The organism is uncultured Pseudoflavonifractor sp., from assembly GCA_904419835.1.
Classification (GTDB): Bacteria; Bacillota; Clostridia; order Oscillospirales; family Oscillospiraceae; genus Pseudoflavonifractor.
In genome coordinates this window covers 14,781-38,609 of record CAJFTA010000101.1, presented here as the reverse complement: position 1 = coordinate 38,609, position 23,829 = coordinate 14,781, and the positions used below count along the sequence as shown (strand labels likewise).

Sequence of the window (23,829 nt, the reverse complement as noted above, 5' to 3'; positions counted from 1 at the left end):
ATGTCCCCGAAAATGACGGATTTTCATTTGATTCCGTCATCTGCGGATGACGGAACTCTGCGAGGCTTCCTCTTCTGGGAGGTTTTTCGACACGCTGAAAGGACGGACGCGGTGCGTCCGTCCTTTTTTGATGTTTAAACTGTGAGCGCCTGCCAAACGCCGGTCGCTCAGGGCTGGCGGAGGGTGAACAGGTTGGTGTCGGTGACGAAGTTGGACACGCTGTACAGCACCACCGCCATGTCGATGCCGTTGTCCTTGATATACTGGGGGATGGAGTAGCGGTAGTAGCGCAGGTCGACGAGGTGGATCTCAGAGAAATGCTCTGTCAGGAAGGGCACCAGGCTGTCGGTGTAGGAGTCCCGCAGGATGAGGATCTTGGGGCCGTCCACGTTGGGGTTCTTGATGACGCCCAGGGACTGGTTGCCGCCCATGAAGAAGGTGTACTTGTCCTTGATGTCCAGCTTGTCCCAGTTGTACAGAGCGCCCTCCACAGGCTCGCCGGTGAACCAGGAGGTGACCTCCACGCCGGGGTCGGGGACATAGATGTCGATGCTGTCGGGCTCCACCCAGCGGACGCCGGAGCTGGAGAACACAGTGCCGTAGAAGCTGTCGGACACGGTCTGCTTGGTGTAGTTTTCCAGGGGCACCGGCTCCATGCCCAGGGCGTTCATAAGAGAGACATAGCCGTAATAGGCGCCCAGGCTGGTCCAATGGTGGTCGGTGCGGTAGAAGATATCCTCGTCCTTATGGTCCCACAGCTGCTGATAGCTGTCGTACCAGATGGCGTCGCTGCTGGCCTGGATACCGTCAATGATCGCCTTCTGGTCGGCGTTGGGGGCGCCCTCGGGCAGACGGTCGGCCCAGATGGTGGCGGCGCCGGGGATGAGGGACATGTACACCGGCACGCCGGCGTTGGCCACAAACTGGTTCACGTAGCCCACGTTGGTGTCCACCCGCTTCTGGTCGGGCTGGTCAAAGCGGGAGATGAGGGTGTCCTGATCGCAGAAGTAGACGCCGTTGTTCTCCTGCTTGCCCACCGCCCGCTCGGAGGAGGACTTGAGGGCCACCCAGCTGTCCCGGAGGATAAACTGGTCGTTGCAGTAGGTCTCAAATTCTTTCATGAAGGTGCCGTTAAAGAAGCTGCCGCTGTTCTCCACCGGCCAGGCCAGCTTGAAATCAGAGGCAGTAAGGGTTGGCAGCTGCTGAAGGGAACGGTTCTCCAGCTCGGAGGTCTCCCGGTCGGGCGCCAGCGCGGACGCCATGGTCAGCACGCCCAGAAATACGCAGAACAGCGCGGTGAGAAAAATACAGTACCGTTTACTCATTTCATGGTCCTCCTGACTCAGAAGTTGAAGTAGATAAAGGGATTATAGGTGGAGTCCACCAGATAGGCGGTGCACAGCACCAGGCCGGCCAGCAGCAGCACGGGGAGCACAATCTTTTCCGCCTTTTTGGGGAGTCTGTCCCACAGCTTCCGGGCCAGAGGCACCGAAGCCACGCCGCCGATGACCAGCATGGGCAGGTAGGAGCGCAGATAATAGCCAAAGGTGCCGTCCGCCAGTCCTCCGGCGGCGCCGCCGAACATGGCCTGCATATAGCCCACCATCTGGCCGAAGTCCTCCAGGCCGAAAATGGCCCAGCTCACCAGTACCAGGAAGAGCGTGTACAGGTGCTGGCATGCGGCGGGCCACTTCTCGATCCATTTCAGGAGGAAGAGCTTCTCCGCTATGATGAGCACGCCAAAGTACAGTCCCCAGAGGAGGAAGTTCCAGCTGGCGCCATGCCAGATGCCCGTCAGGCCCCACACCACCATCAGGTTGAAGCACAGCCGGAGGCGGCCCACCCGGTTTCCTCCCATGGGGATATACACGTATTCCCGGAACCAGGAGCCAAGGGAAATATGCCACCGCCGCCAGAACTCTGTGATGGATTTGGAGATGTAGGGGTAGTCAAAGTTGCGCAGGAACTCAAAGCCCAGCATCCGGCCCATGCCCACCGCCATATCCGAGTAGCCGGAGAAGTCGAAGTAGATCTGGAGCGCAAAGGCCAGCACACCCAGCCAGGCCCCGGCCACAGTCAGCTGGCTGGGGTCCATGGCCTTATAGGACTCCCACAGCATGCCGATGTTATTGGCCAGCAATACCTTTTTGGCAAGGCCCACAACAAAGACCTGTACGCCGGAGGCAAACTGCTCCACGCTCCAGCTCCGCTCGTCCACCTGGTCGGCCAGCTCCTTGTACTTCAGGATGGGGCCGGCGATGAGCTGAGGGAAGAGGGTGACAAAGGTGCCAAAGCGGACCAGGCTGCGCTGGGGCCTGGCATCTCCCCGGTAGACATCCACCGGATACGTCATGGTCTGGAACGTATAGAAGGAGATTCCGATGGGCAGGCGCAGGCCCAGCTTGGGCATGAAGTTCAGCCCCACAGCCGCCAGGCTGCCCGCGATAAAGTCCCAGTACTTGAAGAAGAACAGCAGGGCCAGATTGATCACGATGGCTGCCGCCACTGCTATCCTGGCCGCGCCGTCCCGTCCCTGTGCCTTAAAGCGGCCCACCAGAAGCCCGTCGGCATAGTCCACCACGATGGTAAACACCATGAGCAGAATGTAAATCGGTTCTCCCCAGCCGTAAAAAATCAGGTTGAACACCAGCAAAACCGCATTGCGCCATTTTACCGGCGAGAGATAGTGGATGAGCAGAACAACCGGAAAATAGTAGAACAAAAACAGAACACTGGAAAATACCAAACCAAACCCTCCTGCCGGATCTCAGGCGGAGACGCACCCCGTCCCGCCTTTTTGTCAATAGTCTGCCCGGATTGGGCCGCCGTCACCCGTCATTTTGCGTAGGTATTGAAGGCCTCCACCATGGCGTCGGCGTTCCCGTCAATGCAGAAGAGGATGTAATCGCCGCTGGTGACCAGCTTGTAGTTCTCCAGCAGCTCCGCAGTCTCGGGGTACTGGCTTGCGCTGCTCTGCAGGGTGGCCAGCCGGGACTCGCAGGCGGCCTTCACCGCGTCCACCCGGCCGGGGGCGCACTGGGCAATGAGGAACTCGTTGATATTGGCGCTTACCAGGGGCATCTTGGCCACGAACTCCACCAGATCGGCGGGGTCGATGCCGTACAGGTCGGAGAGCAGGGCGGCGTCCAGGTCCATCATCTCAGGCCGCTCCAGGCCGGACACCTGGTTCCAGATGGACTGGACCACGGAGGCGGAGGGGCTCTCGCTGGGCGCGGGCGTTTCAGAGGGCTTCTGGCTCTCGCTGGGCGCAGGGCTCTCAGCAGGCTTCTGGCTCTCGCTGGGCGCGGGGCTCTCAGAGGGCTTCTGGCTCTCGCTGGGCGCGGGGCTCTCAGAGGGCTTCTGACTCTCGCTGGGCTGAACGCTCTCAGAGGACTCGGGGGTCTCGCTGGGCTCCGGGCTCTCGGTGGGCTCAGGGGTCTCGCTGGGGGTGGCCTCCGGCGAGGGGGAGGGGGAGGGCGTCAGGCTCTCGGTGGCAGGGGGCGTGCTGGCGGGGGGCGTGGAGCCCTCGGCGTCAGGGCTGCCGCAGGCAGTCAGCAGCGACAGGGTCAGGGCCCCGGAGAGGGCCAGGGCGAGAAGCTTCTTATTCATATTGCATAAACTCCTTTGACAAATAAAATATCAACCGGGGCGTGCACGCCCCTTGCGGGAAACCGCAGTCTTTGACGGACCGGAAAGGCAAAAAGTTCCCCCGCCCGTCAAAAAACCTTTTAACGGGACAAGCCGCCCCCGGGGGATGGCCGTTCTCCCCCGGGGGCGGCTGGGCTGTCTGTTCCGCGGAGCCTTACGGCTCCTCCACATGGCTTTTAATCCGCTGGGTGATCATCTCCAGGGCCACCAGGTTGTGGCCGCCGTCCAGCACCACAATGTCGGCGTACTGCCGGGAGGGCTGGACAAACTGCTCGTGCATGGGCTTGACGGTGGTGAGATACTGGTCGATGACGCTGTCCAGGCTTCTACCCCGCTCCTTCACGTCCCGGAGAATCCGGCGGAGAATGCGCACGTCGGCGTCGGTATCCACAAAGATCTTGATGTCCATCAGGTCCCGCAGCGCCTTGTTCTCAAAGATGAGGATGCCCTCCACAATGACCACCTTGGTGGGCCTGACCTCCACCGTCTCGGAGGAGCGGTTGTGGATGGTGTAGTCGTAGACCGGGCAGTGGATGGTCTTGCCGGCGCAGAGGGTGCGCAGGTCCTCCACCATCAGGTCGGTGTCAAAGGCGTCGGGGTGGTCGTAGTTCAGGGCCGCCCGCTCCTCGTAGGTCATATTGGGGTGGGCCTTATAGTAGTTGTCGTGGTACACCACCGAAATATTGCCGCCGAAGCTCTCCACAAGGTGCCGGGTCAGGGTGGTCTTGCCGGAGCCGGTGCCGCCGGCGATGCCGATCACCATGGTCTTCATCCTGGGTTTCCCCCTTTTTTGTTCTCGACTCAGTATACCATATTTCCCGCCCCGGTGGGAAGGCGTTTTGCTCATATTTGTCAGACAGCGCGGTCATGCTCCTCCAGATTCAGCCACCGGCACTCCGCCGGGGTGAGGACCACCTCCAGCGCGCCGCAGTTGGCGGCGATGCGCGCCGGGCTGCCGGTGCTGAAGACAGCGTAGGCGTTCATGCCCTGGTGGAAGAGCCAGGCCAGGGAGAGCTGGGCCACCGTGCAGCCCTTCTCCTCTGCCAGGGCCTCCGCCCGGCGCAGCCGCTCCCAGTTCTCCGGGCAGTCGTACCCCCGCCGGCCGGCGGCGTCCACCTTGTCCGCCCGGCCGGGGTCGGCGGCGGAGATTTTGCCCGACAGCAGCCCCCGGGCCAGGCTGGAGAAGGCCAGCACCGCCGTGCCGCTCTCCCGGTACCAGGCCCGCTCCCGCTCCTGCCCCTCCCCCGTCAGGGTGACGCAGCCCGCGCCGCCGCCCCAGGGATCCCGGACCTGGCAGGCCAGGCCGAAGTGAGGCGAGGAGACCGTAAAGGGTGTCAGTCCGTGGGCGGCGGCGTAGCCGTTGGCCTCCCGAATCCGCTCCGCCGTCCAGTTGGATCCGCCGAAGGCCCGGATCTTGCCCTGCTTCCGCAGATGGTTGAGGGTCTCCACAAGCTCCCCCGCCTCCGACCGGCGGCTGTCCCGGTGGAGCAGGAACAGGTCGATGCAGTCCACGCCCAGCCGGCGCAGAGATTCCTCCACATCCTTCACCAGGCAGGCCGGGGTCACCCGGTCGGGCCGCAGGGGGCCGGGATGGCAGCCCTTGGTCTCAATCACCAGCCTGCTCAAATCCCTGCCCTTCAGCCAGCGGCCCAGCAGCGCCTCGCTGCCGCCGTATACATGGGCCGTGTCAAAGGCATTGACGCCCGCATCCAGCGCCGCGTCCAGCAGCGCGGTGTCCTTCAGGTCCGCGCAGCCCAGCACCAGCCGGGACACAGGCTTATCCAGCCCGGAAATGGTTCCGTATTTCATGGTATTCCCCCTGTTTCTCCTGCTCAGCCGCTCTCCTTGCGAACCAGCCGCCCCTCCATCCGCTTCAGCACTCTGGATTCGCTGCCCCGCCGTTTTTCAATGCGCCCCAGCTCCAACAGTTTGTCCAGGGCCTGCCGCACTGTCTGGCGGCTGACTGAATAAATTCGGGGCAGCTCCCGCTCAGCAGGCAGCTTGTCTGAAAGGTTCCCCGGGCGAGTTTCGTCTAAGCCGGGCCGCCGGCTGGAGATACTTGAAGGCCATAGCGCCGCCCTTTCTCTCTGCACTTTTTCAGGTGCAGGTGCACCGATTGTATCTCTAAAAGCAATACAAATTTTGATTTTATTCTTTTTTGCTTTTTATTTTTCAATTATTATAGCATGATTTTTTACTTAATCAACTTTTTATCCGCCAATTGCAATTTGTGTCTCATTCCATTTTTTATAAAACTTATCTTTGTATAATTAGTTATGATTTTGAATTATAATGACGAATCCGCTGTAAACTATCTCTTGCTCCGGCACCTTAATATTCAGCAGATGGTACAGCTGTAACAGCTTCCTGTCTGTGCCGCCGGCAGGTGCGCACTGCCGGCGAAAAAGGGTATCATTCCAAATTGAACCGGGGGCCCCGGAAATAAGAAAATCACAGCTCTGTCAGAATATCAATGAGATAACAGCCACAGCCGCCGAGGCGGAGGCCCCGATTGCCGCCTATATGGATGAGGTGCAGTCCGCCTGAGCAAACCACTGCCAGACCGCCATTGTTACCCTGGGCACGCCGGAAAAGAGTGTCAGGATACTTTGTTCCGCCTCTCCGCATGACCGGTGGCAATCGCAATGGAAAAATTCAGTTCTGATCCGCCCCGGGCCGCATCCATCCGGCCCTCCGCAAATTCTTTCCCGTCCTGGGCGGCGTGGTTTACACCCGCATGCCCCAACGCCTGCTACGGGCAGAAACAGCATATATAAGACAGCGCCGCGGACAACAAGTTGTCCGCGGCGCTGTGCCGTTTTCCCGATTTATTTCTCCATCCGTTCCTTTACCTCAGCCAGGGAAGGCAGGGCGGGAATCGCCCCCCGGCGGCCGATGCACAGGCTGGCGGCGGCATTGGCAAACCGGGCGAATTCCGCCGCCTTTTCCAGCGTCACCTCTCTGGGGGACAGCCCGCTGCCGGCCACCTGTGTGAGGAAGGCGCCCCAGAAGGCGTCCCCCGCGCCGGTGGTATCCACCACCCATTTGGCGGCGCAGCCGGGCACAACCGCCATCCCGTCCCTGGCGGCGATGAGCGCCCCTTCCTCGCCCAGGGTCACCGCCGCGCAGCAGACGCCCTGCTCCAGCAGCGCCCGGGCCGCTTCTCTGGGACTGCTGTGTCCGGTGAGCAGCTCCGTCTCCTCGTCGGAGATTTTGATGTAGTCCGCCATGGGCACCAGGCTGCGCATCTGCTTCCGGGCACTCTCCTCGTCCCGCCAGAGGGAGGCGCGGTAGTTGGGGTCGTAGGCCACGGCCCCGCCCCGGGCCCTGACCTGCTCCACCGCCCAGAGCGTGGCGCTCCGGGCCGGCTCGTCCGTCAGGGAGAGGGAGCCCACGTGGAGGATGCCGCAGTTTTCCAGCACATCCTTGCAGACCTCCTCCCGCCGCAGGCAGGTGTCCGCCCCCGGCTTGCGGGCAAAGCTGAAGCTCCGCTCCCCCGTGCCGCTGAGGGCCACAAAGGCCAGGGTGGTAAAGACGGACTCGTCCAGCACCATGCCGGACACGTCCACCCCCTCCCCCGCCAGGGTGTCCCGCAGAAAACGGCCGTGCATGTCCGCGCCCACCTTGCCCAGGAAGGCGGCCCGCCCCCCCAGACGGCTCACCGCGCAGGCCACGTTGGCGGGCGCGCCGCCCGGGTTCTGCTCAAAGAGGCGCCCGCCGCCGTCCACGGTTCCGTACTCGGTAAAATCAATCAGCGCCTCGCCCAGCACCGCCACATCGTAATGCTTCATGGCTCAGCTCTCCCTCGCCGCGGGGTACTCGTTGCACAGCAGGTAGAGGGGCGCCTCGTCCTCCTCGATGGTGGGGAACCGGCCCTGGGTCTCATAGAACCGGTTGTCCACGTTATCGTCGTTGGTCATGGACACCTCGCCGATGAGCACCGGGCCGTGGCCCCGCTCCGCCCAAAATGCGTGGTACTGCCGCTGGGGCAGGGTGATGCTCATGCCGGGGGTCAGGCGGAGCACCGTGGCGGCGGGCACCGTCTTCTCCACGCCGTCCAGGTGAACCGTGACCGGCGTATCGGCCAGCTCCTCATCCTCGGTGGAATTCCAGACCTGGACCATCAGGTTGCCGCCGCCCCGGTTGATGATGTCCTCCATCTTGCTCCAGTGGAAGTGGTTGGGGGAGAGCTGGTCCTCCTGGGAGATAAGCAGCTTCTCGGCGTAGGGCTTTTTGTACTTGCTGTTGTGGAGGTTTCCGTTGCGGATGGTGAAGAGCGCCAGGCCGATCTCACGGAACTTCCCGTGGCCGTAGTCCGTAATGTCCCAGCCCAGCATATTGTCCCGTATCTCGTCGCACTCGTGCCCGGCCTTGGCCCAGTCCTCCGGGCTCCAGTAGGCCCAGGGCGGCAGCTGGAAGTTCATCTTCCGGCAAAACTCCACGGCGTCCCGCAGGACTGCATTGATCTCCGATCGTTTCATAATACATACCCCCCCCCCCCGGCCCGGGGACTTCATACTCAGCCCACCAGGGCTTTGATATAGTGCTGTACAATCAGGGCGAGCTGACCGCGATTGACGGCTCTGCCCGGATTTTCGGCAGCGCCCACGCCATTTGCGGCGCACCACTGAAGGGCCGCCTGGCGCTCGGTGATGCCTTCGCCGGCGGGCTTGGCCGCGCCGAAGGTCTGGGCGTACCGGTAGAGCATAAGGGCCGTCTGCTCCCAGGTCAGGGGCACGTCAGGCGCAAAGCGCCCGCCGCCGACGCCGTTGGTCACACCGGCGCCCTGGCACCAGGCCACGGCATCAGCATACCACACACCGGCCGCCACGTCTACAAAGTTGGGGGCCGTTTCCGGCTTTTTCATTCCGTCCAGCCGGTAGAGCACGGTCACCAGAGTGGCGCGGTCCACAGGCAGGCCGGGCGTGAAGTTCCCGCCGCCGGTGCCGGCGAAGATGCCCTGCGCGGCCAGCTGCTCCGCAGCCGCCCGGATCTCCCCGTCGGCAATGTCAGCGAAGGAGACCGTCCGCGCTTCAAACCGGACAACAGCGGAGTCCTCCAGCCAGATGCGGGCGCGTCCATTTTCGATGCAGGCGATGGGGAGCACGGTCTCGGTGCCGTCCTCATTGACCCGGATTGCCACGTTGCCGTTTCCGGCGGGGAGCTCCACCACGGCGCCATTCACCCCGTCGGGGATGGTAATCCGGCTCTGGGCCTCGCCCGCCTCTGTGACCGTGGTCCGCGCCTTCACGCCGTTGGGCATGGTCAGTATCTCCGTGATCGCGCCGCTCTCCAGGTCCGTTTGCGTAACGAGCCTGCTGCCGTCCGGCAGAGTCTCCACCTTGGTGGTGATCCCGGGCTGGACAATGTCGGGCGTCTCAGGCGCGGGGGCAGGGGCGGTGGCGTGGACGATATTGGCATGGAGCCGCTTGCCGCCCTCGTAGAACATGTGCCAGCGGCCCTCGTCGTCCTGAATGAAGCAGGGCGCTCCGGCGCGGCCGTAGTCGGGATAGGCGCTCTCATCCTCCGCATCGTCGGGGTTGGTGGAATCGTTGGAGTCGTAGAACACGCCCCACTCAATGCACTCGTTCAGGCTCTCGCCCACCTCAAAGGCGTACATATTGCCGGAGGAGGCGTGGCAGATGACGAAGTAGCGCTCCTCACCGTTCACCTCCCAGGGCATGAACCAGGGGCCGGAGAAATTTCCCTGGTACTCGTCGTTCATGGTGGGATCCAGCAGAGGCTCCTGAACTGCGGTCCAGTCCGTGCCGTTGTCGGAATAGGCCCAGCAGATGTCACGGTTCTTGTCGCTGAAGCCGCCGGTGGGGCTGATCATCAGCAGCATGATGTACTTGTTGCCAAGCTCCGGGATGGTGTGCTCAAAGACACGGGCATAGCTGGCCTCACCGCCGTCGCTGCGGAAATCCGTGGCTCTGAGGCACTCGCCGCCATACTCCCAGTGGATCAGGTCGTCAGAAAGCGCATAGCGGGTGACGGGATTTTCACCATGGAAGTACATGATGTAGCAGCCCTTCTCCTCCAGCCACATGACGTAGGGCGAGGACACGTGGGAGACATCATAGTAGGGATCCCACGTGTTGCCCACCACCGGGTTGCCCTCGTACTCCACCCAGGGGCCGTCCAGGGAGTTGGACGCCGCCACGCAGTTGCCAGCGGGGGCGTCGTGGGGGGCGTAGAACAGGTAATAGCGGTAGTCGCCCAGCTCGTTGCTCACCGGGTGGTCCTTGGTGTCCACAATGGTGGGGAAGTTGAACTCCTGGGTGGGGTTATAGATGTAGTCCTCCATCTCAATGGTATAGCCCTGAGCGGTGAACTGCGGGAATACGGGCGCGGCACGGTCGGCCTCCACAGTGTAGGCGCCGGAATAGCGCACCCGGCCGTTGGCCTCGGCCTTTACATAATAGGTTGTGGCGTCCAGTCCGCTGGGGATGGTAATCTGAGCCCGGGCAGTGTTGTCCGTAAAGCTGGCCACCACGGCGTCTACGTCCTCCACAGCCTGATAGTACTTGTTCACCAGCGTGAGCGTTACCGTTTCGCCGTCGGCAAAGCCGGTTCCGGCGACGGTCACGTCCAGGAGCCTGCTCTCAGTCTCCTTCTGGCTCTCTTCCGAGAGGGTGACTTTGGTGACGCGGGCAGGGGATACGCCGTCGGGCAGGACCTCGCCGGTGCCCAGGCGGACATGCTTCACGTCCAGGTTGCAGCGGCCGCCGTTGTCCGCGCCCAGGCGGATCAGGTCGCCGCCCTTGTAGGTATTGAGGGGCACGTTCTCAAAGGCCAGCTGGTTGTCCACATAGAGGTCGAAGACATACGCGCCCTCGTCCAGGCGGACCACCATGCTGAAGGTGTGCCACACCGTGGTGTCCAGCGGCATGGTGAAGCGGCTGTTCCCTGCGGTGGTGGTGCTGACAAAGCCGTCCTCGCCGTAGCCCAGGAAGATGGAGGCAATCTTGCCGTTGGCGTCGTTGGCGTCCATGCCCATGCGTACGGCAATTTCATTGGCCTGCTCGTCCACCATGCCGGCCACTCTGGCCTCTACCTGGAGGGTAAAGCCGTCTCTGGGCAGGGCCAGGGTCGTGGGAGATACCACCCAGTGATAGAGCTTCTGGCTGCCGGTGCCGCTCTCATTGGGCTTGCTGATGTTGACATACTCGTCCTGCTGGGTGATGCTGCCCGTCTTTGTGGAGGAGCGCCAGCCGTCCGCCGTCCAGTCGGGCGCCATGGCGTGGTCCATCAGGTCCCACTTGGGCATCTCGTCGCCGCTGATGAGGATGTCGGAGGTGGTGTTCTCCACAGGCAGCTGCAGCGGGGTGTTGTCCTTGGCAATGTTGCTGTGCTCGGGGTTCAGCCCGTAGAGATACCGCACCCGGCCGCTGGAGGACACAGGCTGGGCCAGGGTCAGGCGGATGGTGTCGCTGTCCTGCCGCACGGTGGAGGTGATCTCCACCTCGTCCATGCCGTCCAGGACGGTGAAGCCGGTGATCTGGCCCTGGGTCACGATGTCGCTGCCGCCCCGGTGGGCGATGTTCACGTCCACCACGGAGCGGTCTCCGTCCACATACTCCGCGCCGGTGATATAGGGGCCGCGGTAGTAGTCGGACTGGCCGTAATAGTACAGGATGCTGTTGGCCACCCGGCGGCCGATCTCGTCCAGGCCGGGCTGGGTGTAGTGCGCGGTGTCCTTGCGGGCAAACTCCATCTCAGTGGCGGCCAGGAAGAAGTTCTCCCCGTCGTCCAGATCGTGCTGGGCGTTGCGGATGGCGGTGTAGGCCGCGTCGTTGGAGATGTTTTCGTCGTGGGTTCCGATCTGGCAGAGGAACATGGGAATGCTCTCGTCTCCCAGGTCCGTGCGGAAGCGGGCAAGCAGGGTCTTCATGTCCTGCTCGTAGGTCTCCTCGGCGATCATCAGGCGTCCGTCGGTCTCGCCCTGATTCCACACCATCAGCTCCACGCCGCCCGCGGCCTTGGCGCGGGTAAGGGCCTTGCCGTACAGCGTGGTGGTGTCGCCGGGATTTTCAGCGTTGTAGTACATCCAGTAGCGGGTTTCCGCGTGGCCCACGTTGGGGGCGTGGAGGCCGGAGCCGGAGTCGGCCGCGGGGATAAAGCCCACGGGGATCCCCAGCTTCTCCACCAGGCTGTTGCCCAGCGCGGGGACAAGGGAGCCGCCGGCGCCGTCGTAGGGATCCACCAGGTGGGTCCACTGCCCGGAGCGGGTGTAGTTGGCCACCAGGTCGTTGGCCTCGGTGCGGGGCTTGTCCTGGGCCTGGCCCACCATGTTGGACTGGCCGATGCACAGGATGTTGATGCCAACGCCCCACTTGTGGGCGCCTGCGGTCTGCTCGAGCACCTGGCCGTCAGCGCCGCTGGCCCGGACCTCCAGGCGGTACCACCCGCCCTGGGGTACGGTCAGACTGCCGCCCCATGTGCCGGCGGAGAGATCGGCGGACATCTCGGTCCAGTCCACCACGGCGGCGGCGCCGTCGTCGGCGTCATAGGCCATAACCCGGGCCTCCACCTTCTCCGCGCCCTCGGCGGTCACAGTGCCGTTGACCGTGATAACCGCATTCTTGTTCTCCGCGTCTCTCTGGACCACCTGGTGGTCGCCGAAGTCCTCCACAGTCAGGTCCTCGGAGGGCTCGGGCGCTCCATTCACGGCCCGGACAATCACGTCGTCAAAGCTGGCGGCCGTATTGTAGGTTGCAAGGCCGATTTTGCCAGAGGTATGAGTGTCATCCACAGTTTCCAGCTCCTTTACGCCGTTGACATACAGCGCGATGTTGTCGCCGGAGAAGGTCATTTTCAGCGTATAGGTCTGCCCCAGCTCCATGGTGTATTCCTTCTGGGCCAGAATGGCGCTGCCGCCGCTGATCCGCCGGTCAATCATCAGCTTGCCGCCGTTGTAAGCGCCGATATAGCGGTTCTGGGTGCCGTCCGCCCGGCCGCTCACCATCACGGCAATGCTCTTGCTGGTCTCGGTGGGCGTCACCTTGACTTCCACCTCATAATTGCTCCAGGCGGCGTCGCCGGCAAAGGTCATCGCACCGCCGGAAGCGGCGCTCTGGGTATAGGTGCTGTCCGTGACGGTCCAGGTTCCGCTGTCCACTTCCCAGCCGTCGGCGTTCCCGTCGTTGAAATCGTCCTGGAAGAGGATCTCCTCCTGGCCGCTGCCGCCGGCCAGCTTCCGGCAGACGAGCAGGGAGGCGTCCTCCTCGTTCTTTGCCTTGTTGGAGCGGGCCGTATAATAGAGGTAGAGGTTCTCCCCCTCCTGCAGGAAGCAGGCGTCGGCGGCGCGGCCCCGATCGGGTTCGCCGTCTGTGGAGTCGTAGAGCCGTCCCTGCCGGCTCGCGGTGGAGAAATCATCGCTGAGCAGGGAGTAGCCCAGGTTGCCGTTGGAATTGTGGTAGACCACATAGGGCTCGCCGTCTCTGATCATCAGCCGGGGAGAGGCAATGTTCCCCTTGTCGCCGGAATCGGGATACTGGAGCACCTTGCCGGAGTCGGTCCAGTTCAGCCCGTCGTCGGACACGGCGTAGAAAATCTGCTTTCCGTTGGTATAGGTGCCGTCCCCGGAGCGGTAGCCGTTGCCGGTGTAGAACATCACATATTTGTTGTCCTGTCCCTCAACGGTGTACGCATAGACGCTCTGCTGGTAGGCCTGGGTGCCCGCGGGGGCATCAGACCCCTCAAAGACGGTCTGAATGTTGGTGAAGTTGATTCCGTCAGTGGACTCCGCCACACCGATGGCGGTAGCGCCCATGCTGTAATACATCAGCATGCGGTCGTTGTCCTCGTCCCAGATGGGCCAGGGCGCGTTGACGCTGCTGCTCACGCCGAGGGACTGGGCGGTCATCACCGGCGTCCCGTCGTTGTACACGGTCCAGGGGCCCTCGGGTGCGGGAGCGGTCGCCAGAGCGATGCTTCTGGTTCCGCCGCTCTCATCGTTGTAGCTGAAATAGAGGTAGTAATTGTCAATCGGGTTGGCCAGAACGCCCTCCGCCTTAAAGATGGCGGGCAGTTCCAGGTTGAGGGCGGTCTTGTTGGGGGTCATCTGGTTGGTGATGATGACCTCCTTGGGCAGGGCCTCCTTCTCCTTGACGGTGATCCCGATTTTATCGCTGACGGCCTTGGAGCCGTCCTGCGCGGTCACCTCCACCCAGATGGTGGCCTCGCCCGCGCTCACGGCGGTGAGCACGCCGTTGTCATAGGTGACGCAGTCCGGATTGGCTCCGCCCACATGGTAGGTGCAGGTGAGGCCCTCCGTATCGGCCGCCACCTTTTCATTGCCCTTGTTGAAAATCCGCAGCTCCGGCTCAGCGGCCGCGCCCACAGTAAGGGTTTCGCTGTCCAGCGTCACGCCGACGCGGGCCAGCTGGTCCTCCTCGCCGGGCCGCACCTCCACGGCGTGGACAATGTTGGTGTTCAGGCGCTTGCCCGCCTCATAGTACATATGCCAGCGGCCCTCGTCGTCCTGAATGAAGAAGGGCGCGCCGGCCCGGCCGTAGTCGGGATAGGCGTCTGGGTTGGCGTCGTCCACGTTGCGGACGCCCTGAGAGTTGTAGACCTCGCCCCATTCAATGCACTGGTCCAGGCTCTCCCCTACCTCGAAGGCGTAGATCTCGCCGGAGGAGGCGTGGCAGATGACGAAATACCGTCCGTCCCACTCCATAAACCAGGGGCCGGAGAAGTTGTTCTTATACTCGGGGCCCAGCTCGTCGGGGTTGAGCAGCGGCTCCTGGACAGGAGTCCAGGTAATGCCGTCGTTGGAATAGGCGTAGTAGATATTGCGGTGCATGTTGTTGCCGCTGCCGGTGATCATCAGCAGCATGATGTACTTGTTGCCCAGCTCCGGGATGGTGTGCTCAAAGACGCGGGCATAGCTGGCCTCGCTGAAGCCGCTGCCGGTCTTGGAGAAGTCGTTGGCATGGACAAGCTCGCCGCCGTAGGTCCAGTGGAGCAGGTCCGTGGAGGTGGCGTAGCGGGTGGTGGGGTTCTCGCCGTGGAAGTACATGACGTAGCAGCCCTGCTCCTCAATCCACATGACCTGAGGGGAGGAGACGTGGGAGACGCTGTAGTAGGGATCCCACTTGTTGCCCACCACGGGGTTGTTCTCATACTCAATCCAGGGGCCGTACAGGGAATTGGACACCGCCACACAGTTGCCGGCAGGGGCGTCGTGGGGGGCGTAGAAGAGATAATAGCGGTAGGCGTTGTCGCCGAAGCTGTTGCTCACCGGGTGATCCTTGGTGTCCACAATGGTGGGGAAGTTGAACTCCTCGGTGGGGTTGTACTGATAGTCTGTCATCTCAATGGTATAGCCCAGCGCCGCAAATGCGGGGAAATCAGGGGCCTCCAGGCTGCTGGTCACCTGATAGGCGCCGGAGCGGGCCGTGCTGCCCGCGGCCTCGGCCTGCACATAGTAGCTTCCCACAGGGACTGTGTCGGGGATGGTCAGTTCTACCTGGGCCTGGTTGTCCGCAAACACGCCGCTGGCACTTACTCCCTGTACCGCTGCGCCGCTGGCGGTCATCAGCGTTACGGTAACCTCGGTGTCATCCTCCAGGTTCTCTCCGGTAACGGTGACGGTCACCTGCTGTTCCGTGTTCTCCACCTGGCTCTCAGGCGAGAGTGTCACAGAGGTCAGTCCTGCCTCGGGGTACTCAGGCCCATCATAGCCGGTAAGGGATTCGCTCAGGTCACCCTCGCCCACGCGCACAGCCAGTACGTCCATATCACAGCGGCCCTTATTGTCCGCGCCCAGGCGGATCAGGTTGCCGCCGCTCATGTTCTGGGCGGAGACATCCTCCAGCACCAGTTCGCCGTCCACATATACGTCGTACTGCTGTGCAGTCGGATTAATTACCAGGGCATAATTATGCCAGGAAGTGGTGTCCAGGGCTTTGGCGCTGTCAAAGCTGGTCTGATTTGTGACCGCGCCATCCGCCCCGTATTTGAGGAAGATTGGATAGTACTTTCCGGTCCCATTGATACGGACGGCAAATTCGTTGGTCCGCCCGCCGTCCACCGCGCCGGAGAGCCGGATAGTGGCCTCCACTGTGAACACCTCATCCGCAGGCAGGGCCGGCGCGGCAGTCAGCCAGGTATAGGCGTCTCCAGTGGCTGTATTGCTCTTGTCATTTCCCTTTTCAATGTTGACATAGCCGGCCTTCTGCATCACCGCTCCGCCGCCCGGCGTATTCACGACGTTGAAGTTGTCGCCGTAGGGTGCTGTACCGGCATTGAACAGATTCCACAGGCTGGACTGTTCCTGCACGGTAACACTGACCTTGGTGCTGACAGCAGTGCTGCCGTCAGACTTGGAGATCTCTACCCAGGCAGAGGCAGTTCCCTTACCCACAGCAGTAAGTACACCGTTTTCATAAGAGAGCACCTGGCTGTCACTGACATGGTAGGTCAGGCTCAGGCCTTCCGCGTCTGCAGACACCTTGTTGTTGCCTTTGTCAAAAATGCGCAGCACGGGCTCTGCCTTATCTCCGGTCTGGAGAACTGCGCCGTCCAGTTCCAGGCTGGCCCGGGCCAGCTGCCCCTCCTCGCCTTTCTTTACCTCTACGGCGTGGACAATATTGGCATGGAGGCGCTTGCCGCCCTCGTAAAACATATGCCAGTTCCCATTGTCATCCTGGATAAAGCAGGGCGCGCCAGCGCGGCCATAGTCAGGATAGGTCTCGGGATTAAGGTCATCCGTATTCCTTATGCCCTGAGAGTCATAGAACAGGCCCCACTCTATACACTCGTCCAGCTTCTCTCCTACCTCAAAGGCATACATATTGCCGTCAGAGGCATGACAGATGACGAAATACCTGGTCTCACCGTCCACTTGCCAGGGCATAAACCATGGGCCGGACAGATTGGGACCATAGAGCTCCGCGTTAATGTCGGGATCCACAAGAGGTTCCTTCACCGCAGTCCAGCTGATTCCGTCGCTGGAATACGCCCAGCCGATGTGGCTGTTATAGCTGTTATTTGCCCCATTGTGGGTGACCATCATCAGCATAATATACTTGTTGTTCAGCCCGGGCACCTCATATTCAAAGACGCGGGCATAGCTGGCCTGCTGATAGGCCTCCTGTTCCGTGGAAAAATCGTCGGCCTCCATACACACACCGCCATAGGTCCAGTTCAGGAGATCCGAAGAGGTCGCATAGCGCGTAATATTATTGGGCCCATGGTAATACATGACATAGCAGTCCTGCTCGTCAATCCACATGACATGGGGGGAGGATACATGGGAGACATCATAATAAGAATCCCATTTATTGGATACTACCGGATTCCCCTCATACTCCACCCAGGGGCCGTCCAGAGAGTTGGACGCTGCTACGCAGTTCCCTGCCGGAGCATCATGGGGGGCATAAAACAGGTAGTAGCGGTAATCGCCCAGCTCATTGTCCACCGGATGTTCCTTTGTGTCCACAATGGTGGGGAAGTTGAACTCCTCAGTCGGGTTGTACCGGTAGTTTTCCATTTCAATGGTATATCCCGCTGCGGCAAAGGCGGGCAGCTGCGGGTCGGCCCGGTCTGCCTTTACTGTGTAAGCCTGGGAACGCAGCGTGCTGCCCTCTATCCGGGCCTCCACATAGTAGGTGCCTGTTGTTATCGTGTCAGGGATCGACAGGCTGAGTTCAGCCCGGTTATCCTGAAACACGCCGGAGACCGTCACATCCTCTTCGGCTGTTCCATCGGCGTTTACCAACGCCGCAGTGATCTGCGTATCATTCTTCAGATTTTCACCCGTGACCGTAACTGTGACAGTCTGAGCCTGCTTTTCCGCCTGCTCATACTGGGACAGCTGGACAGAGGTAAGGCTGGGCTTCTGCTCCTGCCCACCTTCATAGGCGGTAAGCAGGCTGCTGAGATCGCCGCTGCCCGCTCTGACCGTCTCGACATCCATATTGGCGTAGCCCTCCGTGTCGGCGCCGAACCGAATAAGGTCGCTCCCATTCATGGTCCACGTCGTGGTGTGCTCCGCCACCTGCTCGCCGTCCACATACAGCGCGTAGCTCTTTGTCTCCGGGTTCGCCACAATGGCATAGTAGTGCCAAACCGTGGTATCCACCGGCACCAGTTCTCTATAGTCAGGGTAGATGGAGATTCCGCCGCCCTGTTCGGCCGTCCCGTATTTCAGGAACGCATGGTAGAGATACCCGCCCACTCGGACAGAAAAGCCGTTGCTGCGGTCCCCTGTTACATCGCCGGCCAGACGGATGGCCGCCTCCAGCGTAAACGCCGTCTCCGGCATATCAACAGCCGCCGTCAGGTAGGTATAGGAACCATTTGAGGTGGACTTGTCGTTCCCCTTCAGTATGTTCACATAACCATCCTTCTGCTCGACAGTCCCGCCAATCGCTCCAATACTGGTTGAAAATGGGCTGGCGGTTGTGGCGCCTGCGTCGAGCAGATCCCAACTGCTCCTGTCCTCTGCCATGGCATAAATCGGGAAAAGGCTCAGAATCATAGCCAGTGCCAGAATCAAAGAACACGCTCTTTTTTTCATTTGGCTCCTCCTTTTACCGCATATTGCGCGCTCTGACCGAGGAGCAGCCGTTCCATCCGGCTGCAAAGCTCCTCAAAGTCGCTGCGCTTCATTTTTTCCGTATCGATCAGGTAGAGATAATCGTATAAATTGGGCAGGCAGGGCAGCGACAACAGTTCCTTTGCAAAGGCGTGGGCCGCAATCTCTCCGCACCGGTTGATGCGGGAGCGGCGCTTCAGCCCCAGAAAGGTGAAGCTGACCACCGGGTCCAGCTCCTCCACAATGGAGCGGTGCTGCTGATACTCCCAGATGTGGAAGAACTCGTGGGACAGATGCACGTCCATGGCCTCCTCGCCGGTGAGGCGGCGGCCCTCCCAGGTGCTGTGGCGGGCCAGCTCGTCGATGGAGTCGGGGTAGACCTCCACGCTGCACTCCGTGGGGCTCATGGTGGCCTGCCCCCGGAGGACAACGCCGTACCCCTTCTTTCCCGTCCCGCCGCGGTGGATTTGGATGCCGCTGTTTTGATAGAGGGTCCTGATATCCGTCCCGCGGAACTGCCCGGCCGCCGCCCGGCCGGCCTCCAGCGCCCCGTCGACGTAATAGGCCATCCGTTCCGGCGGTATCTTCTGAAAGAGAAGATCGTTGGAGAGCTCGCACATTGCCAGGATCCGATCGTCCATCTGCCTGCCTCCCTGCTTATTTATAGGCTACCGCCAGAATCTCTTCCCCGGGCTCCATCATTTCGGTCTCCACATCCAGAATGGAGTAGAGCTGATCCGCCGTCTGCATGCCGGTCAGATCCAGCATTTTCTCCTTGTAGAACACAAATACCTTGGGGATAGTGGCGTTTGCATCGGAGTAAGTGGTGTTGTCGTCCAGGAAATGGTTGAAAATCTCCTTCTGCTTTCCCTTGGGGAAGATGACGTAGGACGCCTGCTCCTTGCGCAGACGCACAACGCCCTCCCGGTCCACCACGGCCACGCCGCGGCGCTTGAGCTTGATGAGGCCGCCCAGCATTTTTTTGCTCAGCTGGCCCTCAAACAGGTTCCAGCGGCCGGTGCCGCAGATGTACTGGGTCTGCTCCGCCTTGGCCCCCAGGGAATCCGCGGCGATCTTCCCCATCTCCTCCCGGGTCAGATCCGCCGCGCCCAGATTTTTCTGCCGCAGCTCCGTGGCGCCGGTGGCAATGGCGCGCAGGATGTTCTTCTGGGCGTCAATTTCGATGGACACGTCCACGGTGTCCTCCTTGGCGCCGGAGCGGACAATCTTCTCAATCACGTCGGCGCGGATGCGCTTGATGTCCTCGTCCGTCGGGTTGGCGATGGTGCGCTCCAGCTGCTCCCGCACCATGGCCAGGGCCACGCCGATGGTGGAGATATAGGGCGCGTTCTTGGCCATCTGGCACTTGACCTTCATCTTTTCGGCCAGTGCGTTGACGATAACCGCGCCGCTGCCGCCGCCGCCCACCAGGCTGATAAAGTTCCGGTCCAGCTCGTACTCGCTGATGAGATCCTCCACCACCACGGAGAGCTTCTCCATGGCCAGGTCCATAACCCGGCGGGCGGCCTCCTTGCCGGTGATGCCCAGGTACTGCCCCAGCGCCTCCCAGGCGGGGGCGTTGGACTCGTCCACGCCCCGGGCGTAGTCCTGATCGGGCACATACCCCAGCAGGTTGGCCGCGCCGGCCAGTGTGAGGGAGTATTCCTTTCCATCCTGAGCCAGGACCGTGACGTACTCACAGGGGTCGTCGCTGCGGGGGCTGACCAGCTGCACCTTGGCGGAGGTGATGCTTCCGGCCGGCGCAAAGCACTCGTACTCCTTGCCGGCGATGTGGGCGCTTCTGGGGCCCACGTCCGCAATCTTTCCATCCCGCACCCGGATCATGCTACCGCCGGCAACGCCCAGGGTGCGCACGTCCAGGCTCTGGAGGTAGGTCTTGTGGCCGCCCACCTGTGCGTACTTGATCATAACCTTGCCGTTTTTGATGACGCTGATGTCCACGCTGGTTCCGCCGGCTTCGAAGAAGATGCCGTCGGAGACCTTTTCATACATCAGCGCGCCGGCCACGCCGGCCGCCAGGCCGGAGAGCATGGTGAGGATGGGGCGCTTGCGCACCTCGTCGATGCTCATAACGCCGCCGTCGCAGCGCATGATCATCAGATCCGACTTGATCTTAGTGTCCCGGACGGCCTGCTCCGTCATATTGGCGGTCTCCATCATCTTGGGGATCAGGCTTGCGTTGACCACAGCGGTGCGGGTGCGCATCTTCAGGCCGTAGAGCTGGCTGATCTCATGTCCGCCGGTGCAGTAGAGCCCCATTCCCTCCGCGTTCCGGATGACCCGCTGCTCGTTGGCCGGGTCGTCCACACTGAAGGCCTCGCTGGCCACAATCACCTGGGCGCCCTGGTCCTTCAGCGTTTTAATGGCCCCCCGGATGCTCTCGTCGGTCAGGCCCTTGCTGTCCAGGAAGGTGTGGTAGCTCTTGAGGTATTTGTGGGGGGCCAGCTCAATGTCTCCCACATTGGTCTCGCCCTTGGCGCCTCTGGCGTCAATGCCGGTGGCCATGCCCACAATGCCCACGCTGGCCACGTCGCCCTCCAGCAGGGCGTTGGTGGCCTGGGTGGTGCCGTGGGCGATGAATACCACGTCCTCGGGCGCGATGTGGTTCTCCTCCATCAGCGTGGAGATGATGTTCACCACGCCGTGGGCCACGCCCTCCTTGTGGGTGGTAGGAATTTTTCGCTTTGCAATTACCTCATAGGTATTGGCGTCAATCACAACGGCATCCGTGAAGGTGCCGCCCACATCAATGCCAATCCGTACTTTCTTACTCATGGTTTACCTCCAAAATCTTGCGGGGAATACTGTTTCGTCTGCCCGGCCATCCATTCCGGCGGCCGGGCAGACGAAGTGCGGATAATTTAGATTGCCACGAAGAAGCTGGCCACGATCAGGCCCACAAAGGTGGAGACCATGATCCACAGGATGGTCTTCTTCAGGTACTCGTTGACGTCGATCTTGGTGAAGTCGGACACCCAGACGTTGTGGGAGTTGGTGGGGTCGCAGACGGCCTGAATGTTGGAGTCGAGGCGCAGGGCCACCATGGCGGCGACAGGGTTCATGCCGGAGGCGGCAAGCAGCGCCACAATGCCGCTGCCCAGGCCCCAGACGTTGAGGGGGCCGCGGTAGATGGCCAGCACGCTCAGCAGGCCGAAGATGAGGACGAACATCACCTGGCTGGTGGGGATGACGGCGGAGATGACAGGGGAGAGAACCTCGGCCACCTGGGGCGCCATAACGGCGTTGAGGGTCATGCCGATGCCGATCATCAGCGCGGCGGCGCCGGCGGTATCCTGAAGGCCCTCAACAACGGAGCCGGTGACAACCTGCACGGCGTTTTTGGGGCTGGCCAGAATCAGGGTCACCACAATGCCGATGACAATGGAGGGAACCAGAGGCATGCTGAAAGCAAACACCAGCACAACGGGGACAATGGGGCTGATGAGGGCGATGGCGCGGACATTCTTCTCAGTGGCAGGCTCGGAGGCAGGCATGGCCCAGGCCTTGCGGGTCTTGCCGCCGCGCTTGATATAGAACACAATCCATGCAACCGCAATGATAATCAGCGGAATGGCGCACATCCAGGAGTAGGCTGTGACGGTCTCCAGAGGCAGGCCCAGGGTGTCGATGTACACGCCCAGAGTACCCACGCTGAAGGTAACGCCGATGCCGTTGGAGAAGAGGAGCACCGCGCCGGCCACCATGGGGCTCACGCCGGCGGAGATCATGATGGGGATGATGATGGTGCCCACCAGAATGACCATGCCCAGGCCGTTGGAGGCGGCGAAGATCAGGGAGCACACCACCAGGAAGGCCAGCGCGATGGGCAGGGGCTTGTCCCCGGCCAGCTCAGCGGCCTTGCGGATAATGGTGCGGGTCACGCCCACCTTGGTCAGCACCTTGCCGAAGATGCCGCCGAAGAACAGGCCGGCAATAGCAGTGCTCATGCGCATGGAGCCGGCTTCCAGCACGTCCTTGGCCACGGTAAAGGTCTCCGCGTCAGCAGAGATGAAGGGGATTCCGGCCACCAGGGCAATGCCCACCGCCATGATGGGAAGGGCCAGAATCGTGGGGAGCTTGCGCATCATCATCAGGACGACGCACACTGCGAAAATCGCAAAGATTCCGATTGCCTGTACAATTTCCATGATTTTTCCTCCTAATAGCTCTTTTTTAACACCTTATCCTCTGTGCAGAAAATCTTCTTCGCACCGGGGTCAGAGCTCCAGATAGGCGCCCTGATCCACCAGCGTGCGCTGAAGGGCCTGAACGTTCACCTCCCTGGTATTTCCTTCCGCGGCTGCCGCCATTGCGGCGGCCACCCCCGCGGCCTGTCCCATCGCGCCCACAGTGGGCGTGGTGCGGATGGCCGCCTGCGCCTCAAACGTGGCGGAGACACAGCGACCGGTGACAATCAGATTGTCCAGCTGCGGACAAATCATAATGGAGTACGGGATGGAGTAGTAGGTTCCCTTCCGGGTCATGAAGGTGCTGTCCGTCCCCTCCCCCTTCGGATTATGAATATCAATCGGATAAGCCGAATGGGCAATGCGGTCTTCAAACGCCCGGCAGGAGAGAATGTCCTCCGCCGTCAGCGTGTGGCAGCCGACCAGCTGCCGCGAGCCTCTGACGCCCACCGTCGGACCGGTGAATTCCAGCATGGCGTGCTCAAAGCCGGGCACCCGCGCCCGCAGGAACCGGTCCAGCTCCGCGCACTGGCGCCGGCCAATCTGCTCGGCCTCACTCAGGCTTGCCGCGTCCGTGGCGTCGTGGTCCACAATTCGGGTGGTATTCATAATATACTCGCCGGGACGCCCCGTGGCGAACATGAGCACGTTCTCCCGCCGGATGGACAGCTCCCCGGCCGCCTTGGCGCCGGAGAACTCATCGTCAAATCCCTCCAGGTCCACCGGGACAGGCTGGCGGAAAATCTCCATGTGGGGCGAGAGCTTGGGGAACCGCTCCGGGTTTGCAATCACATACCCCTTGAGCTTTTCCGTGTCCACGCCGCAGTACTTCACCGTCATAGTCATGGGCTGTGCGGCCCCGTCCTCCGGGCGGCCCTTGGTCATGGGCGCACCCGCCCAGGCCGCCACATCGCCGTCGCCGGTGGCGTCTATGTACACCTTTGCGGACAGGGTGTTCAGCCCATCCTTATTGCACACAGTCAGGCCGGTGATTCTCCCCTGCTCGGTCTGCACCGCTCCCACAAAGGTGTGGAAGAGCACCGTGCACCCCGCCTCGGCGAGCTTCTCATCCAGAAGGAGCTTGAGGCCCTCCGCGTCAAAAGGGGTGATGGTGCTGGTAAATTGTTTGGTGTCGGGAACATGTCCGGGAGACTGACCCCGGCGCACCAGCTCCTGCACCAGCTCCTCCATGATGCCCAGGATCACCTGCTTTTCTCCCGCGTGGAACGTCATCATGGGCCCCACGCCGCACCCTGTCAGCGTTCCGCCCAGATATCCGTTCTGCTCCAGCACAAGGACATCCGCGCCGTTTCGTGCCGCCGCCAGAGCCGCCGCACACCCTGAAACTCCGCCGCCCACAACCAGTACATCAAATTTTTTTGTGTAAAGCGTTTGTTCCATCCTTTCCATCTCCTTTCACTTCTT

At 61.7% G+C, this 23,829-nt stretch carries 13 protein-coding genes; all 13 read right to left on the bottom strand.

What is annotated here, in order from left to right; translation table 11 throughout:
- Positions 1-167: 167 nt before the first annotated feature.
- The 13 genes from QZY67_RS11830 to QZY67_RS11770 all read right to left on the bottom strand — a co-directional run bounded on the left by QZY67_RS11830 (position 168) and on the right by QZY67_RS11770 (position 23,805).
- Complete coding sequence (locus QZY67_RS11830) at positions 168-1,325, bottom strand: DHHW family protein (protein WP_295370550.1); 1,158 nt, start codon at positions 1,323-1,325, stop codon at positions 168-170.
- 17 nt (positions 1,326-1,342) lie between these two features.
- Positions 1,343-2,746, bottom strand: coding sequence for an MBOAT family O-acyltransferase (locus QZY67_RS11825; RefSeq protein WP_295370547.1), 1,404 nt, complete (start codon positions 2,744-2,746; stop codon positions 1,343-1,345).
- 89 nt (positions 2,747-2,835) lie between these two features.
- Positions 2,836-3,609, bottom strand: coding sequence for a DUF4358 domain-containing protein (locus QZY67_RS11820; RefSeq protein ID WP_295370545.1), 774 nt, complete (start codon positions 3,607-3,609; stop codon positions 2,836-2,838).
- Positions 3,610-3,802: 193 nt separating this feature from the next.
- Positions 3,803-4,420, bottom strand: a complete 618-nt coding sequence (gene udk / locus QZY67_RS11815; protein WP_295370543.1) for a uridine kinase — start codon at positions 4,418-4,420, stop codon at positions 3,803-3,805.
- Positions 4,421-4,500: 80 nt separating this feature from the next.
- Positions 4,501-5,457 (bottom strand): aldo/keto reductase, encoded by a 957-nt coding sequence (locus QZY67_RS11810; protein ID WP_295370541.1) that lies wholly within the window; start codon positions 5,455-5,457, stop codon positions 4,501-4,503.
- Between the two features lie 23 nt (positions 5,458-5,480).
- A complete protein-coding gene (locus QZY67_RS11805; protein ID WP_295370539.1) occupies positions 5,481-5,597 on the bottom strand; it encodes a hypothetical protein in 117 nt (38 codons plus the stop codon).
- Positions 5,598-6,476: 879 nt separating this feature from the next.
- The gene (locus QZY67_RS11800; RefSeq protein ID WP_295370537.1) at positions 6,477-7,439 is read right to left on the bottom strand and encodes a carbohydrate kinase; all 963 of its coding nucleotides are present in this window, start codon (positions 7,437-7,439) and stop codon (positions 6,477-6,479) included.
- A 3-nt stretch (positions 7,440-7,442) separates the two neighbouring features.
- Positions 7,443-8,129 carry a D-lyxose/D-mannose family sugar isomerase gene (locus tag QZY67_RS11795; RefSeq protein ID WP_295370535.1) on the bottom strand — a complete coding sequence of 229 codons (687 nt, stop codon included), beginning with the start codon at positions 8,127-8,129 and terminating at the stop codon, positions 7,443-7,445.
- A gap of 38 nt (positions 8,130-8,167) precedes the next feature.
- Positions 8,168-17,995 (bottom strand): sialate O-acetylesterase, encoded by a 9,828-nt coding sequence (locus QZY67_RS11790; RefSeq protein ID WP_295370533.1) that lies wholly within the window; start codon positions 17,993-17,995, stop codon positions 8,168-8,170.
- 179 nt (positions 17,996-18,174) lie between these two features.
- Entirely contained in the window at positions 18,175-18,837 is a 663-nt protein-coding gene (locus QZY67_RS11785; protein WP_295370531.1) for a hypothetical protein, read from the bottom strand.
- A 16-nt stretch (positions 18,838-18,853) separates the two neighbouring features.
- Complete coding sequence (locus QZY67_RS11780) at positions 18,854-20,992, bottom strand: hydantoinase/oxoprolinase family protein (protein ID WP_295370529.1); 2,139 nt, start codon at positions 20,990-20,992, stop codon at positions 18,854-18,856.
- Between the two features lie 86 nt (positions 20,993-21,078).
- A complete protein-coding gene (locus tag QZY67_RS11775) occupies positions 21,079-22,365 on the bottom strand; it encodes a citrate transporter (protein ID WP_295370527.1) in 1,287 nt (428 codons plus the stop codon).
- Positions 22,366-22,434: 69 nt separating this feature from the next.
- A complete protein-coding gene (locus QZY67_RS11770; protein WP_295370525.1) occupies positions 22,435-23,805 on the bottom strand; it encodes an FAD-dependent oxidoreductase in 1,371 nt (456 codons plus the stop codon).
- Positions 23,806-23,829: the final 24 nt, after the last annotated feature.